Raw genomic sequence first — 16,547 nt, 5'->3', positions numbered from 1 at the left:
CGGTTGAGGGTGCGTCGGATTGATCATGCAGTTCCGTTTCTGCGACGGAACGGCACCGGTCCTCCGACGTGCCCTCGACTGCGCTCCGGCTCGAACGCGGTGCCGGTTCGATCGTCCACAGCCACAGGAAGGTTGGACCATGCCCATGCAGCGGAACGACCGGCCGCCCGCGCACCGCGGGGCAGCGGCGGAGACCTTACCCACCCCGACGGCGCGCCGCGGCGTCCGGGCGGTGGGGTTGCGGACGGCCGGGGCGTTCGCCGGGGTCGCCGTGATGTGCGCGGTGCTCACGGGCGCCACCCGGACCGCCGCCACCGACACGACCGCCTACGAACGGGACGACGGGCGGCGATTGGAGATCTGCGTCCACGTGCACGGCTCCGTCGACGCCGCCGGAGTGCACATCGAGGTGGACGCCGAGGGCGGGGCCGACGTCGCGCTCCCGCTGCACCCGCAGCGCGGGCCACAGGGGGACGAGGGGGACCGGGGGGACACGGGGGGACGAGGGGGCGGCCACGGCGGGGGCGACGACCAGGGCGAGGACGGGCACGGGCACGGGCACCACTGCCACCCGCGGCCGACACCCACTCCCACGCCCAGCCCTTCGCACAGTTCATCGCCAACTCCCAAGCCGAGCCCGACAGTCGAGCCGAGCCCCACGCCGAGCCCCACACCGACGCCGGCACCGAAACCCACGCCGGTGCCCACCCCCACACCGGCCCCGCCGAAGCCGCAGCCCGCGCCCACCCGCAGCGCGGCGCCGATCGTGCCCGCGCCGCCCGCCCCCGCAGCGACGACGCCCGCCCCGAGCCCCGTGCCGAGTCGGCCCGTGCCGCAGACGTCCGTCCACCTGCCGCCGCCGCTGGTGCATGCCGCACCGCCCACCCGCCACGGCAGTTCGACCACCACCCGGATGCTGGTCGTCACCGTTCCCGCGGTCATCGCCGTGGCGGCGCTGCGCCCGAGCGGGAAGTCCCGGGCCGCCGCGCGACGCGGCCGTTCCTGACGGATCGTCAAGCCCCAGTCATTCCAGCTGAGTTGTCGATACAAGCAACAGGGAAGGACCTGTCATGTCCGAATGGGTGGCGCTCGCCATCGTGATGGCCGGGGCGTGCCTGGTCGTCGTCGCCGTCGTGCTGCTGAGGCACCGCAAGGTCGCTCTCCACGAGGACACCTCGGAGACGCCGGACGTCATCGAGTACATCACCATGATGATCGGCGTCGTGTACGCCATCGTGCTGGGCCTGGCGATCGCCGGCGTCTGGGAGTCCCGGTCGTCCGCGCAGGACGACGTGCAGCGCGAGGCCCAGGCGCTGCACGAAGTCAGCGCGCGGGCCGAGGTGTTCCCCGCGGACTTCCGGGCGACGGTCGACAAGGACGTCGACGGCTACGTCTCGTTCGTGGTGAACACCGAGTGGCACCACATGCGCACCCAGGGGGAACTCTCCCCGGAGGGCACCGACTTGCTCGCCAAGCTGCGCACCGACGTGGCCTCGCACGCCCCGCAGAACGACATCGAGGCGCAGGCGTACCAGGCGATGATGGACAAGATCGCCACCGCCGACGAGGCCCGCAACTCCCGTGGCGGCAACACCGGCCCGACCATGCCCGGGGTGGTCTGGTTCGGCCTGATCGTCGGCGCGGTGGTCACCGTCGGCATGCTGTTCGCGCTGCAGATCCGGCGCTCCGGGCGGGAGTTGGTGCTGGCCGGCACGTTCAGTGCGCTGATCGGCTTCCTGCTGTTCCTGATCTGGGACTTCGACGACCCGTTCGGGCGCGGCATGTCGGTCACCACGCAACCGTTCCTGGACCTGTTCCCGTTCCTCAACCAGTAGTCCGGGCGGTGGAGATGGAGAACATCCGGCCACCTCGGGCCGATTCGCACATTACGCTGGGGGCGGCCGCCCATGCGGGGACGGGGGAACGGTCCCGGGCGGCCGACGGGGAGGCCGCGCAGCGGGACGCCACGGGCGGAACGGGCGCGGCGGCACAACGCGCAACGGGGAGACGGGGCATGGGGGCGCAGGACACCGAGGGGCGGCGCGGCGGCGAATCGCATGCGGCGGCGACGGGTTCGGCAGGGGTGGGTGCGACAGTCGGGAGCAGGTACGCGCGGGTGGAGCGGGAGCGCCGTTTCCTGCTCGCCCGGGTCCCCGCGCCGGGTGCCGTCACCTGCGCCCGGCTGATCACCGACCGGTACGTGGACGGCACCCGCCTGCGGCTGCGTCACGTCGAGCGGATCGACACCGGGGAGTGCGCCCACAAGCTCACCCAGAAGATCCCGGCGCCGCCCGGTGCCACCGGTCCGGTGCGGGGCCTGATCACCAACATGTACCTGTCGGGGGAGGAGTACTCCCTGCTGCTGGACGTGCTGCCCGGCCGGGTGCTGACCAAGACCCGGCTGAGCGTCCCCCCGCTGGGAGTCGACGTGTTCGACGGCCGGCTGCTCGGACTGGTGCTGGCGGAGGCGGAGTTCGAGACCACCGAGGACGCAGAAACGTTCGTGCCCCCGGCGGGTTGTCTGGCCGAGGTCACCGACGACCCGCGCTTCACCGGCGGCTCGCTGGCCCACGCCGAGCGCGCCCAGGTGCGCGGCTGGCTGGCGGACTACGGGCTGCTGCTGGCCTGAGGTTTCCCGTCCCGGGCCGACTTCAGTCGCAGGAAAGGGAATTGACGAGTATCCGGGCTGCCGGTCGGTTGTGCGAAGTGGTGTTTCGTGCCCCCTCCCGGAGGCCAGTACGGTCCGATCCATGGACGTGAATTTCAAGTCGGCCGAAGAACTCACCGCTGCCCTGCGCGCCGGTGAGGTGACCTCGGCGGAGCTGACCGAAGCGGCGATCGCCCGCATCGAGCGGGACGACAAGCCGATCAACGCGATCTGCGTGCCTGACTTCGACCGGGCCCGGGCCGCCGCGCACAGTGCCGACCGGGCGCGCGCCCGCGGCGAGGACCGGCCGCTGCTCGGCATCCCGGTGACGGTGAAGGAGTGCTACGACATCGCGGGGCTGCCCACCACCTTCGGCATGCCGCAGCACCGGGACTTCGTGCCGGCCGAGGACGCGCTGCAGGTGTCGCGGCTCAAGGCCGCCGGCGCGGTGGTGCTCGGCAAGACCAATGTGCCCCGCGGGCTGCAGGACATCCAGAGCTTCAACGAGATCTACGGCACCACCAACAATCCGTGGAACCACGCCCGCACCTCGGGCGGATCCTCCGGCGGATCGGCGGCGGCCCTGGCGTCCGGTTTCGGCGCGCTGTCCATCGGCTCCGACCTGGCCGGCTCGCTGCGCACGCCCGCGCACTTCTGCGGCGTCTACGCGCACAAGCCGACGCTCGGGATGCTGCCGACCCGCGGCATGGTTCCGCCGCCCGGTCCGGCCCTGCCGACCGAGCCCGACCTCGCCGTGGTCGGCCCGATGGCGCGCACCGCCCGTGACCTGACGCTGCTGCTGGACGTCATGGCCGGGCCGGACCCGCTGACGTCCGGCGCGGCGTACCGGCTGGCGCTGCCGCCCGCGCGCCACGAGCGGCTGGGCGACTTCCGGGTCCTGGTCGTCGAGGAGCATCCGTTCATCTCGACCGGGTCCGCCGTACGGGCGGGCCTGAACCGGGTGGCCGACGCGCTCGCCGCCGGCGGCGCCCGCGTCGACCGGTACAGTCCGCTGCTGCCCGATCTCGCCGACACCGCGGCCCTCTACATGCAGTTCCTGTTCTCCGGCACCGTCGCGCACTTCCCCGTCGACGAGCGCGAGCAGCTCCAGGCGCGCGCCGCCGCGCTGGGCGCGGACGACCGGAGTCTCGACGCGGCCCGGCTGCGCGGCATGGTGCTCAGCCACAGCGACTGGCTTGAGCTGAACTTCCGCCGCGAGGTCCACCGCCACGGCTGGCGGCAACTGTTCGCCGAGTACGACGCCGTGGTGTGCCCGATCACGCCCACGCCGGCGTTCCCGCACGACCACCACCCCCACCCGTTGGAGCGCCTGCTCGACATCGACGGCGTCGGGTACCCGTACTTCGACCAGCTGGTCTGGGCCGGCGTGGCCACCATGCCCGGGCTGCCTGCCACCGCCGTGCCGACGGGGCCGTCCCCCGAGGGCCTGCCGGTCGGCGTGCAGATCGTCGGCCCGATGTTCGAGGACCGCACCCCGTTGCGGCTGGCCGAGCTCCTGGAGCGGGAGATCGGCGGTTTCCGGGCGCCCAACTGAGGGAGCTCTTCCCGGCCGCGTGATGTACAGGAAAACTGTACCTTCGGCGGCCGGGAACCTACGCTGGCCCCATGAGTGAAGACCGGGAGGCCGCGCCGTCCGCCGTGCAGGCCTCGCAGCAGGTGCGATCGGTGATCGGCCGGCTGCGCCGGCGCATCAGAGCCGCCGCCGGAACGGGCGACCTGACGCTCACCCAGGCGTCCGCGATGGGGCGGCTGCTGGACAGCGACGGACAGGGCCTGACCACCAGCGACCTGGCGGTCGCCGAAGGCATGCGCCACCAGTCGATGGCCACCACCATCGCCGCTCTCACCGCGCAGGGCCTGGTGGAACGCCGCCGCGACCCCGACGACGGACGCCGGATGCTGATCGTGCTCACCCCCGAGGGCCGCCGCCGAGCGGAGGACGGCCGACGGGCACGCGGCGAATGGCTCGCCGCCGAACTCCAGGCCAAGTGCACCGAAGCGGAACGGCAGACCGTGATCGCGGCCATGGCCGTCCTGGAACGACTCGGCCACGACTGACGGCCGGCCCGCCCGGCTCGTTCCCCGGCCGTCGTCGACCTGCGTGCCGCGCCCGCCGGTTGACGGTCGACCAGGAGCGGCGCGTCGGCGAGACTGAGGGCCTGGCGCCCCTTGGAGGAGTTGTGATGCAGGTAGCCGTGGTCACCTTCGACGGTTTCAACGAACTCGACAGTTTCATCGCCTCCGCGTTGATCAACCGCTGTCGCAAGGACGGCCTGGAGGCCTTCCTCACCACGCCCACCCCCGTGGTCACCTCGATGAACGGGGTGGCGGTGACCGGGCAGCGCCCGATGGAGTTCGTGACCGAAGCCGATGTGGTGCTGATCGGCAGCGGGGTGAAGACCCGCGACGTGGTCGCCGACGACCGGCTGATCTCGCGGCTGCCGCTCGACCCCGCTCGACAGCTGATCGGCGCGCAGTGCTCGGGCGCCCTGGTGCTCGCCCGGCTCGGCCTGCTGGACGGCATGCCCGCCTGCACGGATCTCACCAGCCGGCCCTTCGTCGAGGCCCGCGGCGTGACGGTGCTCGACACGCCGTTCCACGCCGAGGGGAACATCGCCACGGCGGGCGGCTGCCTGGCGTCCCAGTACCTCGCCACCTGGGTCGTCACCCGCGCGCTCGGGGAGGCCGCCGCCCGCGACGTCCTCGGCTACGTCGCCCCCGTCGGCGAACAGCAGGAGACGATCGAACGCGCGCTGCGCGCCGTGCGGGTCGGCGAAGTCGCACTGGGCTGACGAGTCGCAGCCGGTCCGGGCCGGCGACCTGACGGACCGCCGGCCCGGACCTGACGGCTACCGGCCGGTGAGCCCGCCGGAGGCGGCGAGGCCGTCCATGTAGTCGCGGGCGTGGACGATCAGACCGCCGCGGACCCGGATCACCAGCAGCCCCGCGATCGCGAACTCGCCGTGTCCACCGGCGATTTCGCCCCGCACCTGCTGTTCGACCACCAGCACCTCCGGATCGGTCGACCGGTGCACGGCGGTCTCCTCGATCTCCGTCGGCCGCGCCGGAGTCGCGGACCACGCGGCCCGGTACCCCGCCCGGATCGCCTCCCGCCCCTCGTACCGAGCCGGAAAGCGGGGGAATCGGAACGGGAACTCGTGGACGCCGTCCGGCGCGTAGAGCTCGGCCAGCGCATCGGCGTCCAGATCGAGCATCGCCCGCCGGTAGCGGGCCAGGACGTCCAACAGCGGTTCGGCCATGGCGGTACCCCCAGGTGTTTCGCTCACGGGTGGATCGGTCTCGCACCCTACGCCTGTCCGACGAGGCGTCACCCGAGAACCTGACAGCCGGGCTCACGCGGTCGGGCACCGGCCATCGCCCCGGCGGTCGGTGAAATCCGGGTGCTTCCGGCGACGGCGCCCGGGACACTGACGCCATGACCGCCGCCGCGTCGCCCAGCCCGCTCCGACCGCGCGCCCTGCGGCCCGGAGACCTCGTCGTCATCGCCGCGCTGTCCGGTCCGCTGCCGGCCGCGCACGAGCCGCACGTGGCGCGGACGGTGGCGGTGTTTGAGCGGATGGGATTCCGGGTGCGCCGGGCGCCGCTGCTCGAAGTGGGACGCCGCCACTGGTGGAGTGCGGCCGCGCCGGCGGAGATCGCCGCGGAGCTCAACGGCCTGCTGCGCGACCCCGAGGTGCGCGCGATCGTCGCGAGCGACGGCGGCCAGACGGCGCTCGGCTACCTCGACCTGATCGACGTCGAGGCGATCCGGGCCGACCCCAAGCCGATCCTCGGCTACAGCGACATCTCCCTGCTGCACCTGGTGCTGCACGCGCGCACCGGTCTGGTCGGGTTCCATGCCGACATGGCCGTCCCCGGCTTCGGCGGACACTGGCGGTCCGCGCCCGCGGCGCGGCAGGCGGAACTCGAAGGGCTGTACGGCGCGTTGCTGACCAGCACCGAGGCGATCGGCGCGCTGCCCACGAGCCCGGGGTGGGAGTGCTGGCGCCCCGGGCGGGCGGAAGGACGGCTGATCGGCGGGGTGATCAACCGGATCGTGCTGGCGCAGGCGACGCCCTTCGCACTGCCGCTCGAACGGTTCGACGGCGCCGTGCTGTTCTGGGAGGAGATGGGCGGCCACGCCTCGCACGTGTGGAGCCACCTGCAGGTGATGCGGCACTCCGGCATCCTCGACCGGATCTCCGGCATGGTCGTGGGCGTGCCGCGCGAGATCGCCGGACTCGAACCCGGCGCGTCCCCGACGCTGCGCGAGATCGTCCTCGACGTCCTCGGCGACCGCGACCTCCCCGTCCTGGGCAACGTCGACATCGGGCACGCCGGCCCGAACCTGCCGATGCCGGTCGGCGTCCGCGCCGGACTCGACGCGCAGCGGCGGACGTTGGCGCTGCTCGAACCCGCGGTGGGCCGGGAGCCCGGGCCCTGACTGGCCGTCGGCGCGGCGGGTGGAGCAGGATGGGCGGGTGGAGATGCCCAGGACGGTGCCGGAGATCGCGGCGGAGAACGGATTCCGGCTACGACGCTGGGAGCTGACGGACCGGGAACTGCTGCGGGAGGCCGCCACCGACCCGTACATCCCGCTGATCACCACCGTGCCTGCCCCGTACTCCGACACGGAGGCCGACGCGTTCGTGCACCGGCAGTGGCGGCGCACCGAGATCGGCACCGGCTACCCCTTCGTCATCGAGGACCCCGCCGGGCGGGCCGTCGGCAACGTCGGCCTGTGGGTCGGCGAACTGCCGCTGCGCGGCTGCGCCACCGCCGGGTACTGGGTGGCCGGCGGCCACCGGGGCCGGGGTGTCGCGCTCGCCGGGCTGAACGCCGTCACCGCCTGGGCGTTCGGCGAACTGGCCGTCCCGCGCGTCGAGTTGTACGTGGAGCCGTGGAACACCGGCTCGCTGCGCACCGCCGAAAGGGCCGGCTACCGGCGCGAGACGCTGATGCCCGCGCACCAGGAGGTCGGCGGCGGACCGCGCGACATGTGGCGCTTCGCGCTGCCGTAGCGGTGCGGGGGGCGTCACGCTCCCGACACGTTGAGGCAGTAGTGGTTGCGGGGCGCCCTGGACCGGCCGCGGTGTTGGGAGCTCTGACCGGGCATCAGCCCGGGGGCCCCCGGCTGCGTCGGCTACTGTGACTCGGCATGACCGAATCCGAGAGCGAAATCGGCGAGGACCTGGTCCGCAAGCTGCTGCGGGACCAGCATCCGGACCTGGCCGAGCTGCCGGTCCGTGAGGTGGCGGGTGGCTGGGGCAATCAGATGTGGCGTCTCGGGCCCGAGTTGGCCCTGCGGATGCAGCGGATGGACACCGGACCCGAGCCGCAGCTCAAGGAACGCCGGTGGCTGCCGATGCTGGCCGCGCGGTTGCCGCTGCCGATTCCGGTCCCCGTGCGGGACGGCGCGCCGTCCGAAGCCTTTCCCAAGATCTGGACCGTCATGACCTGGGTCGAGGGCACGCCGCTGGACCACGGCGGGATCACCCGCGACGACCACGCGGCCGAGACACTGGCGGCCTTCCTCCGGGCCCTGCACGTGGCGGCGCCCGCCGACGCGCCGCCCGCCGGCGACTTCGGCGCCCACCCGAAGGACTGCACGGGCGGCTTCGAGCACTTCCTCCGGGCCGCCGCCCCCGCCGAACTCGTCGACGAGATCCGTGCGGTGTGGGGCGAGGCGGTGGCGGCGCCGGGATGGGAGGGCCCGCCGGTGTGGGTGCACGGCGACCTGCACCCCGCGAACGTCGTCGTCGCGGACGGGACCCTGGCGGGTGTCGTCGACTTCGGCGCGCTCTTCGCCGGCGACCCGGCATGGGACCTGGCCGCCGCCTGGCTGCTGCTCCCCGCGGGCGGCGCCGCACGGTTCTTCGACAGTTACGCGCAGGCGGACGGGGCGGCGGTGCGGCGAGCACGCGGGCTGGCCGCGATGAAGAGCCTGTTCCTGATGTCGATGGGCCGGAACGGGGACCTCGGCCTGCCCGGCGGCAAGTCGAACTGGGGGCCCGTCGGCAGGTCGGCACTCCACCGCGTCCTGCAGGGCCTCTGACGTCGGTCCCGAACCGGAGCGGACCGAACCGAACCGAACCGGAGCGGACCGGAGCGGACTGGTTGGGTCGGCCGGGCCGCGGGCGTCACTCCAGCTCGGCGCTGCCCTCGCGGTAGATCTTCGCCGAGGCGATGCGGCCGTCGCGCAGCCGGCAGAAGCCCGCGATGGAGCAGACCCGCCGCTCGCCGTCGACACTCAGCGTCTCGACGAGCCGGCAGGCCGCGCGGTCCCCGTCCGCCAGGAGGTTCTGCACCGTCAAGGTCGGCAGCAGGTCGGCCATGGCGGCGGTGAACAGCTCCGTCAGGGCGGCGCGGCCGCGGACGACCGTCGTGCCGGTGATCCAGGCCGCGTCGTCGGTGAAGCCGTTCATGAGGGCGTCGACGTCGCGGTCGTTGAAGGCGCGCACGTGCTCGCCGATGGCGGCGGCGACAGCTGAATCGTTCACCGCTGCAGTGTGCCGCGGCCGCGCACCGACCGTCGCGGGATTTCCGGCAGCGGTCGATCCACGTGTTGCCCGGACCGGACGGCGCTGCGGTGCGTACCGTGGGAGCGGTGAACGAGGTGACGCCGACGCCCGAGCAGGCGGACGACATTGCGGCCCAGCTGCGGGTGCTGGCCGGAGCGCGGGACCGGCTGCAGGGGCTGCTGTCGGCGGTGCTGGCCATCAGCGGCGACCTGGACCTGCCGGCGGTGCTGCACCGGATCGTCACGACGGCGATGGAGCTGGCCGGAGCGCGGTACGGGGCGCTCGGGATCCTCGCCCCGTCCGGGGACCGGCTGGAGCAGTTCGTCACGGCAGGGCTGTCGCCGGAGGAACGGGCGGCGCTGGCGGGCATCGGCTTCCCGCGCGGTCGCGGGGTCCTCGGGCACCTGATCCACCACCCGGAGCCGCTGCGGGTGAAGGACATCGGCGCGCATCCGGCGTCGGTGGGCTTCCCGCCCGGGCACCCGCCGATGCGCACCCTGCTGGGCGTCGCGATCACCGTCCGGGGCAAGATCTACGGCGACCTGTACCTGTCGGAGCGGCGGGACGGACTGCCGTTCGACCAGGCCGACGAGGCGGTGGTGCAGGCGCTCGCGGGCGCGGCCGGCATCGCCATCGAGAACGCCCGCCTGTTCGGGTACATGCGGGACAGCGCCGCGCAGTTCCAGCGGCTGCTGCTGCCCACCCTGCCCGACCTGTCGCCGTTCACCGGCGCCGCCGTGTACCGCACCGCCGCCGACCCCGCCGGAGTCGGCGGGGACTGGTACGACGCCGTGATCCTGCCGGACCGGGCCTGCGCGGCCGTCATCGGCGACGTGGTCGGCCACGACCTGAACGCCGCGGCCGCCATGGCCCAGGCCCGCAACATGCTGCGCGCCCTGCTGTACGACCGCCGCAGCCCGCCCAGTTCGGTGCTGAGCCAACTCGACCGCACCGTCCAGGACATCACCGACCTGCCGGTCACCACCGCCTGCCTGGCGCGGATCGAACCCACCGACGGGGACGGCTGGACGGTCCGCTGGAGCACCGCCGGACACCCGCCGCCGCTGGTGCTCGACCCCGACGGACGGACCTGGTACCTGGAGGGCGAGCCCGGCATCCCGATCGGCGTCGACCCCGACGTCCCCCGGCCCGACCACAGCCATCCGCTGCCCGGCGGAGCCACCGTGCTGTTCTTCACCGACGGCCTGGTCGAACGCCCCGACCGCGACATCGACGAGGGCCTCGACGCCCTCGCCGCGCTCGTCGCCGCGCACGCCGACCTGCCGCTCGACGAACTCGTTCGGACCCTCGCCGACCTGCACCCCGGCGACGGTCACGACGACATGGCCGTGCTGGCCGTCCGCACGCCGACCCGGACCTGAGGGCTGACGGACCGCCACGGCAGACCGCCCGGCGGGGAACGGGTGGTGGGCCACGGGTAGCGTGCGTGGGCATGCGGAAGAAACTGGTGGAGCAGGCGTTCCGGGCCGAGGCCGGGGCGCTCGGGGCGGCGTTGGCCGGGCTGGGCGCGGGGGAGTGGGCGCGGCCCACGCGCTGCGAGCCGTGGACGGTGGTCGAGCTGCTGGCGCACGTCCGGGTCGCGGTCGGGCGGGTGGAGGCGATGCTGGCCGGGCCCGAGCCCGAGCGGGCGGAGGTGACGGCGGTGGGGTACTACCGGCCCGACGAGCGGTTCGACGCGGCGACGAACCGGGCGCGGATCGCGCTCGCCCGTGACACGGCGGACGGCGACACCGACCCGGTCGCCGCGTTCGAGCGGACCTGGCAGGGTGTGGCGGCCCGGTTCGAGGGCGAGGCCGAGGCCCGCGTGGTGCGGACCAGGCACAGCGATCCGATGCTGCTCACCGAGTTCATGATCACCCGGGTGGTGGAGTCGGCCGTGCACGGCCTGGACCTGGCCGATGCGCTCGACCGCCCGGCCTGGCTGACGGACGAGGCCTCCGAGGTGCTGGAGGAACTGCTGCTGACGGACGTCGACGGCGCGTCGGTGCGGGCGGCGCTCGGCTGGGACCGGGCGACGCTGCTGCGCAAGGCGACCGGCCGGGCCGAGCTGGACGCGGTGGAGCGGGCGGAGGTGGCGCGGGCCGGGATCACCTGGCTGACGCTGGGCTGAGCACGACGAGTTGGCCAGTCGGCCAGTCGGGCGGTCAGCCGGTCGGGCAGTCGGTCAGTCGGGCAGGAGGGCAGGAGGGGTCGGGCGCGGCCTCCCGGGCCGCGGCGACGCTGCGCCGTGCCGGGAGGCCGTGCGACGATGCGCCGCTACGCCCCGATGGGCTCCGCGTGCGGCCACCGGGCGGTGGGCAGCTCGGTCGCGGGGGCGGACGGCGTGGCGGGAGGGTGGACGGTGAACTCGAAGTTCCGGTGCGCCTTGGCGCCCAGGCCCGGCGGCAGCACGATCAGGCCGTCGGCCGTCAGGCGCCGCACCCGGGGCCGGCTGAGGCCGAGCCCGATCATCAGCAGCCGCTCCACCCGGATCGGCGCGGGCAGGTCGAAGGCGACCCGGATCCGCAGCGGGGCGGGGGAGCCGAGCGCGTACAGCGGGGTGCGGGCGTCCAACTCCCAGGTGCCGGACCAGTCGAGACGGTAGCCGTTCTTCGCGGCCAGCGAGGCACTGATCGTCAGCTCCCGCACCACGGCCGGGTCGTTGGTCTCGTACGACACCAGCCGGGACGGCTCCAGCGTCGAGACGTGGACGCGTTCGTGGACGGGGACCTTCGAGGTGCGGTCGCAGCCGGCGCAGCTCAGCAGCAGCCAGACGTCGAGCAGTTTGCCGCTCGCGTTGACCCGGATCCTGCCGGAGGGGCGGTGCCGGGTGCTCGGGCAGTCCGGGCAGGGGCGGACCACGGCGGGCAGGGCGAACTGGCGCACGGCCCACCGGGCCTTGCGGGAGGTATGCATGAAGATGTGATGGCTTTCAGGACGGGGCGGGAGCGCTCACCGGCCGGCGCGCAGGCCGGACCGGGCCCCCGCGGTTCGGCGGGTGCACACGAGGGCGCGATGCGTCGCCCCGGGGCCCGGCAGAGGGCGGCGAGGTCGACCGCGCGACAGGTCGGCTGATACTGCGTGGCATCCGCTAAAAGTCCATGCGGTGATCGTGATCCACGGCGGAGTCCGACGGCAACTCAATTTCCGTCGCCGGGAAGAGGTTTCGAGCCCCATGGATATGCTGAACGGATGATCGAATCGAGCAAGCCCGTCGAGCTGGTGATCTTCGACTGCGACGGCGTCCTGGTGGACAGCGAACGGATCGCGGTCCGCGTCCAACGCGAGGTCGGCGCGCAGCTCGGCTGGCCGCTCACCGAGGACGAGGTGGTGCGGCACTTCATCGGACGCTCGCACGCCGCCGGCTGGCAGGTGGTCGCCGAACGGCTCGGCGAGAGCACCGCCGCCGCCTGGGAGCAGCGGTTCGAACAGCGGCACCGGGAGCTGGTCGACACCGAACTGGAGCCGGTGGACGGCATCGTGGAGGCACTCACCGAGCTCGCCGCAGCCGGCCTGCCGCACTGCGTGGCATCCAGCGGAACGCACGGGAAGATGCGGCACACCCTCGGCCGGACCGGCCTGTACGAGCGCTTCGAGGGCCGGATCTTCAGCGCCACCGAGGTGGCCCACGGAAAGCCCGCACCCGACCTGTTCCTGCACGCCGCGCAGCGGATGGGCTTCGCCCCCGAGGTGTGCGCCGTGGTCGAGGACAGCGGCCCCGGCACCCGCGCCGCCCGCGCCGCCGGGATGCGGTGCTTCGGCTACACCGGCGGCCCCACCGGCGCGGACGCGCTCACCGGCCCCGGCACCGTACTGTTCTCCGACATGCGGCAGCTGCCCGAACTGCTGCGCACCAGCCACGGCTGACACCCCGTCGCCCCCACCGAAGGAGCCCGCTCCATGGCGCAGGCCGAACTGCCCGCCGGCTGCACCGCACGGCCGATCGACCCGGACACCGACCTCCCCGCCGTCCAGCACCTGGTCAACACCTGCGAGCGCGCGCTCGACGGCACCGCGACCACCGACGCCGGCGCGCTCGCCGCCGTCCTTGCCCGCCCCGGACTCGACCCCGCCGCCGACACCCTGCTGGTGCACACCGGCGACGGCCGACTCGTCGGCTGGGCCTGGACGGACCGGCGCACCGACGCCGACGTCCACCCCGAACACCGCGGCCGGGGCCTCGGCACCGCCCTGCTGCGCTGGATCGAACAGCGGGCCCGTGAACGCGGCACCGCCGAACTCGCCCAGATCGTGCCCGACCGCGACCCGGCCGCCACCGCGCTGCTGGCGGCCCACGGCTTCCGCGCCGACGTCACCAGCTGGCTGCTCGCCATCGACCTCGACGACCTGCCCGCCGACCTGCCGCCCGCCCCCGAAGGCCTCACCGTCCGCCCCTTCCGGGCCGGCGACCCGGCCGACGAGCAGGCCGCGCACCGGCTCACCGAGGACGCCTTCGACGAATGGCAGCAGCGCCGCAAGGACTTCGACGAATGGGCCGCGAACACCGTGCGCCGCCCCGCCTTCGCCGCCGACCGCTCCCCGCTCGCCTTCGCCGACGGCCACCTGGTCGGCGCCGCCCTCGCCCTCGCCCTCCCCGACACCGGCGAGGGCTACGTGGAGACCGTCGCCGTCCACGCCGGCCACCGCCACCGCGGCATCGCCCGCCACCTGCTGCGCCACACCTTCCACGCCTGCCGCGCCGCCGGCCTGCGCAGCTGCACCCTGTGGACGCACTCCGCGACCGGCGCGCTCGACCTCTACCTGAAGGCCGGCATGACGGTCCGTCACAGCTCGACCGTACTGAAGAAGACCCTGGCCTAGGCAGCTTCGTTCCCCGCGGCTGCCGCGTCGCCCGCCCGGAGATCATTCAGAAGCGGAGAGCACCGGCCGTAGCGCCGTTCCTACGTCGGATGACGGATGGGCCGATGGCGCATTTTTCATGCTTGTCAGGTTTCTGATTTAGCGTCAACCTTCTTTTGGCAAAGGCGAGTTGATGGACCTGGGTGGTGCGGTGAGCCGCGCGCCCATGGGGGGACAGGGGGACGGCGATGGCTGTACGACGGAAGGTCTTCCGGGGGGTGGCCGCGGGGGTGGCGGCCCTGTTGCTGGGGGCGGGGAGCGCGGTGCCGGCGGTGGCGAGCGCTCCGGAGGGGGTGGTGCAGGGGGCCGGGGCGCCGGGGGCGATCGCCGGGAGCTACCTGGTGGTGCTCGCTCCGCAGAAGGCGGGGGCGGCGCCGGAGGCGGTCGCACCGCTGGGGGCTTCACTGGCCGCCCGTTACGGCGGCGTGGTGGGGCGGACCTACGACACGGCGCTGCGCGGGTTCTCGGTGCGGCTCCCGGAGCGTCAGGCGCGGCGGCTCGCGGCCGATCCGGCGGTCGCGCTGGTGTCGCAGAACCACCGGGTCTCGGCGGACGGGAGCCAGACGGGGCCGCCCTCCTGGGGGCTGGACCGGATAGACCAGCGGCGCCCGCCGCTGACCGACCGCTTCGACTACCCGGCCGGCGGCGGGAAGGGGGTGACGGTGTACATCGTCGACACCGGCATCCGGATCAGCCACGAGGACTTCGGCGGCCGGGCCTCGTACGGGTTCGACGCCGTCGACGGGGACGCCGTGGCCGACGACGGCCACGGGCACGGCACCCACGTGGCCGCCACCGCGGTGGGCGCGACGTACGGGGTGGCCAAGCAGGCCTCAGTGGTTGCCGTCCGCGTGCTGGACGACGGCGGGAGCGGCACGATCGAGCAGGTCGTCGCGGGCGTCGACTGGGTGACCTCCCACGCGGTCAAGCCCGCCGTCGTCAACATGAGCCTGGGCGGCGACCCCGACGAGGTGCTCGACACCGCCGTGCGCAACTCGATCGCCTCCGGTCTGACGTACACGGTCGCGGCCGGAAACCAGGGCCTCGACGCCTCGCAGCACTCCCCCGCCCGGGTGGCGTCCGCCATCACGGTGGGTGCCACCGACATCGAGGACGACGTCGCCTGGTACTCCAACTACGGCCCGTTGGTGGACCTGCACGCGCCCGGCGACGAGATCACCTCGGCCGGGATCGCCTACGACGAGGACTCCGACGTCATGTCGGGCACCTCGATGGCCTCGCCGCACGCCGCGGGCGCCGCCGCGCTCTACCTGGCGGACCACCGCACCGCGACACCCGCCCAGGTCTCCACCGCGCTGACCTCGGCGGCCACCAGCGGATCCATCGGCGCGCTGGAACCGGGCACCCCGGACCGGCTGCTGTACACCGGCACCATCCCGAACCGGCCGCCCGGTCCGCGGTTCACCAATGACACGGACACCCCCGTCGAGGAGGCGCCGCTCCTGTCCGCCATCACCGTCACCGGAGTGGCCGGGCGCGGCCCGGCCAACCTCGACGTCGCCGTCGACATCGTCCACGACTGGCCGTACGACCTGGTCATCGATCTGATCGCACCCGACGGCACCGCCTACCGCCTCAAGGACGCCGACTTCAGCGGCCCGTTCAACGACGTCCACCGGCTCTACGGCGTGGACGCCTCCGCCAGGATCGCGAACGGGGTGTGGCGGCTGCAGGTGACCGGCGGATCGGAGTACTTCGAGGGCTACCTCGACCGCTGGGCGCTGCAGTTCTGACACCCGGCGCTGCCGGCCGCCGGGGGAGCCGACCGCCTCGCAACGGCGGCGGGCTCCCCCGGCACGTCGGCGGCGAGGGGCGCGATCACCGGACGGCGGCGTCGAGCAGCGCCAGCAGCCGGTCCGCCTGCCGGGCCGTGGTGCCGGGCGGGTTGCGGGCCTCCGTCGCCGGGTCGGTGGACAGGAACACCAGCCACAGCAGGGCGAACAGGCGGCGGCACTCCAGCAGGCGGGCCCGCTCGGCGGGGGACAGCGCGAAGCGGGCCAGGAACGCCGCCGCGTCCAGATCGGTGTCCACCCAGGCGGAGAGGTGCTCGACCACCTCGGCCAGCTCGTACGGGCGGTCGCTGCGCCCCGAGTCCTCGAAGTCGACCAGCCGGACGTTCGCGCCGTCCCACAGGAAGTTGGCGAGGTTGCCGTCGGCCTGCCCGAGCACCGGCACCGCCGTCGCGGCACCCGCGAGCAGCCCCGCCTCCGCACCCGCCAGCCAGCGCACACCGGCCGCCAGCGCCGGCATCGAGGGCTGCACCGCGCGGCGGCGGATCGCGGCCACCGAGTCGCGGACGTACCAGCGCCGCTCCGGAAGGACGGCCGCCGCCCCGGGCGGGACGGCGCGCAGCAGGCGGTCGGTCGCGCGGGCCAGGGCGGTCAGTTGAGTGAGCGTCAACTCGGTCCCGCGCAGCGGGACGCCGGGCAGCCTGGTCATGATGACGGTCCGTCCGACCAGCGACAGCGGGCGGGGCG

Annotated in this window: 18 protein-coding genes; 14 read left to right on the top strand and 4 right to left on the bottom strand. The window is 73.8% G+C overall.

What is annotated here, in order from left to right; all coding sequences use genetic code 11:
• The first annotated feature begins 139 nt into the window (after window positions 1-139).
• The 6 genes from IEZ12_RS22825 (at window position 140) to IEZ12_RS22800 (ending at window position 5,460) form a co-directional block, all read left to right on the top strand.
• Entirely contained in the window at window positions 140-1,006 is an 867-nt protein-coding gene (locus IEZ12_RS22825; RefSeq protein ID WP_189274126.1) for a hypothetical protein, read from the top strand.
• Window positions 1,007-1,070: 64 nt separating this feature from the next.
• Window positions 1,071-1,835, top strand: a complete 765-nt coding sequence (locus IEZ12_RS22820) for a bestrophin-like domain (protein WP_189274124.1) — start codon at window positions 1,071-1,073, stop codon at window positions 1,833-1,835.
• Window positions 1,836-2,116: 281 nt separating this feature from the next.
• A complete protein-coding gene (locus tag IEZ12_RS22815) occupies window positions 2,117-2,629 on the top strand; it encodes a CYTH domain-containing protein (RefSeq protein ID WP_229847807.1) in 513 nt (170 codons plus the stop codon).
• A gap of 121 nt (window positions 2,630-2,750) precedes the next feature.
• Entirely contained in the window at window positions 2,751-4,202 is a 1,452-nt protein-coding gene (locus tag IEZ12_RS22810) for an amidase (protein WP_189274122.1), read from the top strand.
• 71 nt (window positions 4,203-4,273) lie between these two features.
• Window positions 4,274-4,726, top strand: a complete 453-nt coding sequence (locus tag IEZ12_RS22805) for a MarR family transcriptional regulator (RefSeq protein ID WP_100588428.1) — start codon at window positions 4,274-4,276, stop codon at window positions 4,724-4,726.
• 125 nt (window positions 4,727-4,851) lie between these two features.
• The gene (locus IEZ12_RS22800; protein ID WP_189274120.1) at window positions 4,852-5,460 is read left to right on the top strand and encodes a DJ-1/PfpI family protein; all 609 of its coding nucleotides are present in this window, start codon (window positions 4,852-4,854) and stop codon (window positions 5,458-5,460) included.
• A gap of 57 nt (window positions 5,461-5,517) precedes the next feature.
• On the opposite strand, the gene IEZ12_RS22795 is transcribed toward IEZ12_RS22800, so the two are convergent.
• A complete protein-coding gene (locus tag IEZ12_RS22795) occupies window positions 5,518-5,928 on the bottom strand; it encodes a nuclear transport factor 2 family protein (RefSeq protein WP_189274118.1) in 411 nt (136 codons plus the stop codon).
• A gap of 176 nt (window positions 5,929-6,104) precedes the next feature.
• Between IEZ12_RS22795 and IEZ12_RS22790 the strand changes: the two genes are divergently transcribed.
• The 3 genes from IEZ12_RS22790 (at window position 6,105) to IEZ12_RS22780 (ending at window position 8,723) form a co-directional block, all read left to right on the top strand.
• Window positions 6,105-7,112, top strand: a complete 1,008-nt coding sequence (locus IEZ12_RS22790; protein ID WP_189274116.1) for a S66 peptidase family protein — start codon at window positions 6,105-6,107, stop codon at window positions 7,110-7,112.
• Between the two features lie 43 nt (window positions 7,113-7,155).
• Window positions 7,156-7,689 (top strand): GNAT family N-acetyltransferase, encoded by a 534-nt coding sequence (locus IEZ12_RS22785; protein ID WP_189274165.1) that lies wholly within the window; start codon window positions 7,156-7,158, stop codon window positions 7,687-7,689.
• A 137-nt stretch (window positions 7,690-7,826) separates the two neighbouring features.
• Entirely contained in the window at window positions 7,827-8,723 is an 897-nt protein-coding gene (locus IEZ12_RS22780; RefSeq protein ID WP_189274114.1) for a phosphotransferase, read from the top strand.
• A gap of 85 nt (window positions 8,724-8,808) precedes the next feature.
• Here the strand turns inward: IEZ12_RS22780 and IEZ12_RS22775 are convergent, their stop codons facing one another.
• Window positions 8,809-9,168 (bottom strand): nuclear transport factor 2 family protein, encoded by a 360-nt coding sequence (locus tag IEZ12_RS22775; RefSeq protein ID WP_229847805.1) that lies wholly within the window; start codon window positions 9,166-9,168, stop codon window positions 8,809-8,811.
• A 107-nt stretch (window positions 9,169-9,275) separates the two neighbouring features.
• Between IEZ12_RS22775 and IEZ12_RS22770 the strand changes: the two genes are divergently transcribed.
• Window positions 9,276-10,571, top strand: coding sequence for a PP2C family protein-serine/threonine phosphatase (locus IEZ12_RS22770; protein WP_373295515.1), 1,296 nt, complete (start codon window positions 9,276-9,278; stop codon window positions 10,569-10,571).
• Between the two features lie 71 nt (window positions 10,572-10,642).
• Window positions 10,643-11,320: a maleylpyruvate isomerase N-terminal domain-containing protein gene (locus IEZ12_RS22765; RefSeq protein ID WP_189274112.1), complete on the top strand. Its 678-nt coding sequence runs from the start codon at window positions 10,643-10,645 to the stop codon at window positions 11,318-11,320.
• A gap of 146 nt (window positions 11,321-11,466) precedes the next feature.
• On the opposite strand, the gene IEZ12_RS22760 is transcribed toward IEZ12_RS22765, so the two are convergent.
• Window positions 11,467-12,105 carry a DUF1062 domain-containing protein gene (locus IEZ12_RS22760; protein WP_189274110.1) on the bottom strand — a complete coding sequence of 213 codons (639 nt, stop codon included), beginning with the start codon at window positions 12,103-12,105 and terminating at the stop codon, window positions 11,467-11,469.
• A 276-nt stretch (window positions 12,106-12,381) separates the two neighbouring features.
• On the opposite strand from IEZ12_RS22760, the gene IEZ12_RS22755 reads away from it, so the two are divergent.
• From IEZ12_RS22755 to IEZ12_RS22745, 3 genes are all read left to right on the top strand, one after another.
• Window positions 12,382-13,056 carry an HAD family hydrolase gene (locus IEZ12_RS22755; RefSeq protein WP_189274108.1) on the top strand — a complete coding sequence of 225 codons (675 nt, stop codon included), beginning with the start codon at window positions 12,382-12,384 and terminating at the stop codon, window positions 13,054-13,056.
• A gap of 33 nt (window positions 13,057-13,089) precedes the next feature.
• Window positions 13,090-14,010 carry a GNAT family N-acetyltransferase gene (locus IEZ12_RS22750; protein ID WP_189274106.1) on the top strand — a complete coding sequence of 307 codons (921 nt, stop codon included), beginning with the start codon at window positions 13,090-13,092 and terminating at the stop codon, window positions 14,008-14,010.
• A gap of 227 nt (window positions 14,011-14,237) precedes the next feature.
• Window positions 14,238-15,803, top strand: coding sequence for a S8 family peptidase (locus tag IEZ12_RS22745; protein ID WP_189274104.1), 1,566 nt, complete (start codon window positions 14,238-14,240; stop codon window positions 15,801-15,803).
• Window positions 15,804-15,888: 85 nt separating this feature from the next.
• Here the strand turns inward: IEZ12_RS22745 and IEZ12_RS22740 are convergent.
• A partial coding sequence (locus tag IEZ12_RS22740) for a phosphotransferase (RefSeq protein ID WP_229847804.1) occupies window positions 15,889-16,547 on the bottom strand: 659 nt, incomplete at its 5' end.

It is taken from the genome of Kitasatospora griseola, assembly GCF_014648555.1.
In the GTDB taxonomy this organism is placed as follows: domain Bacteria; phylum Actinomycetota; class Actinomycetes; order Streptomycetales; family Streptomycetaceae; genus Kitasatospora; species Kitasatospora griseola.
Note: the sequence above shows the minus strand (reverse complement) of the source record. Positions and strands in the feature narration are given on the sequence as shown.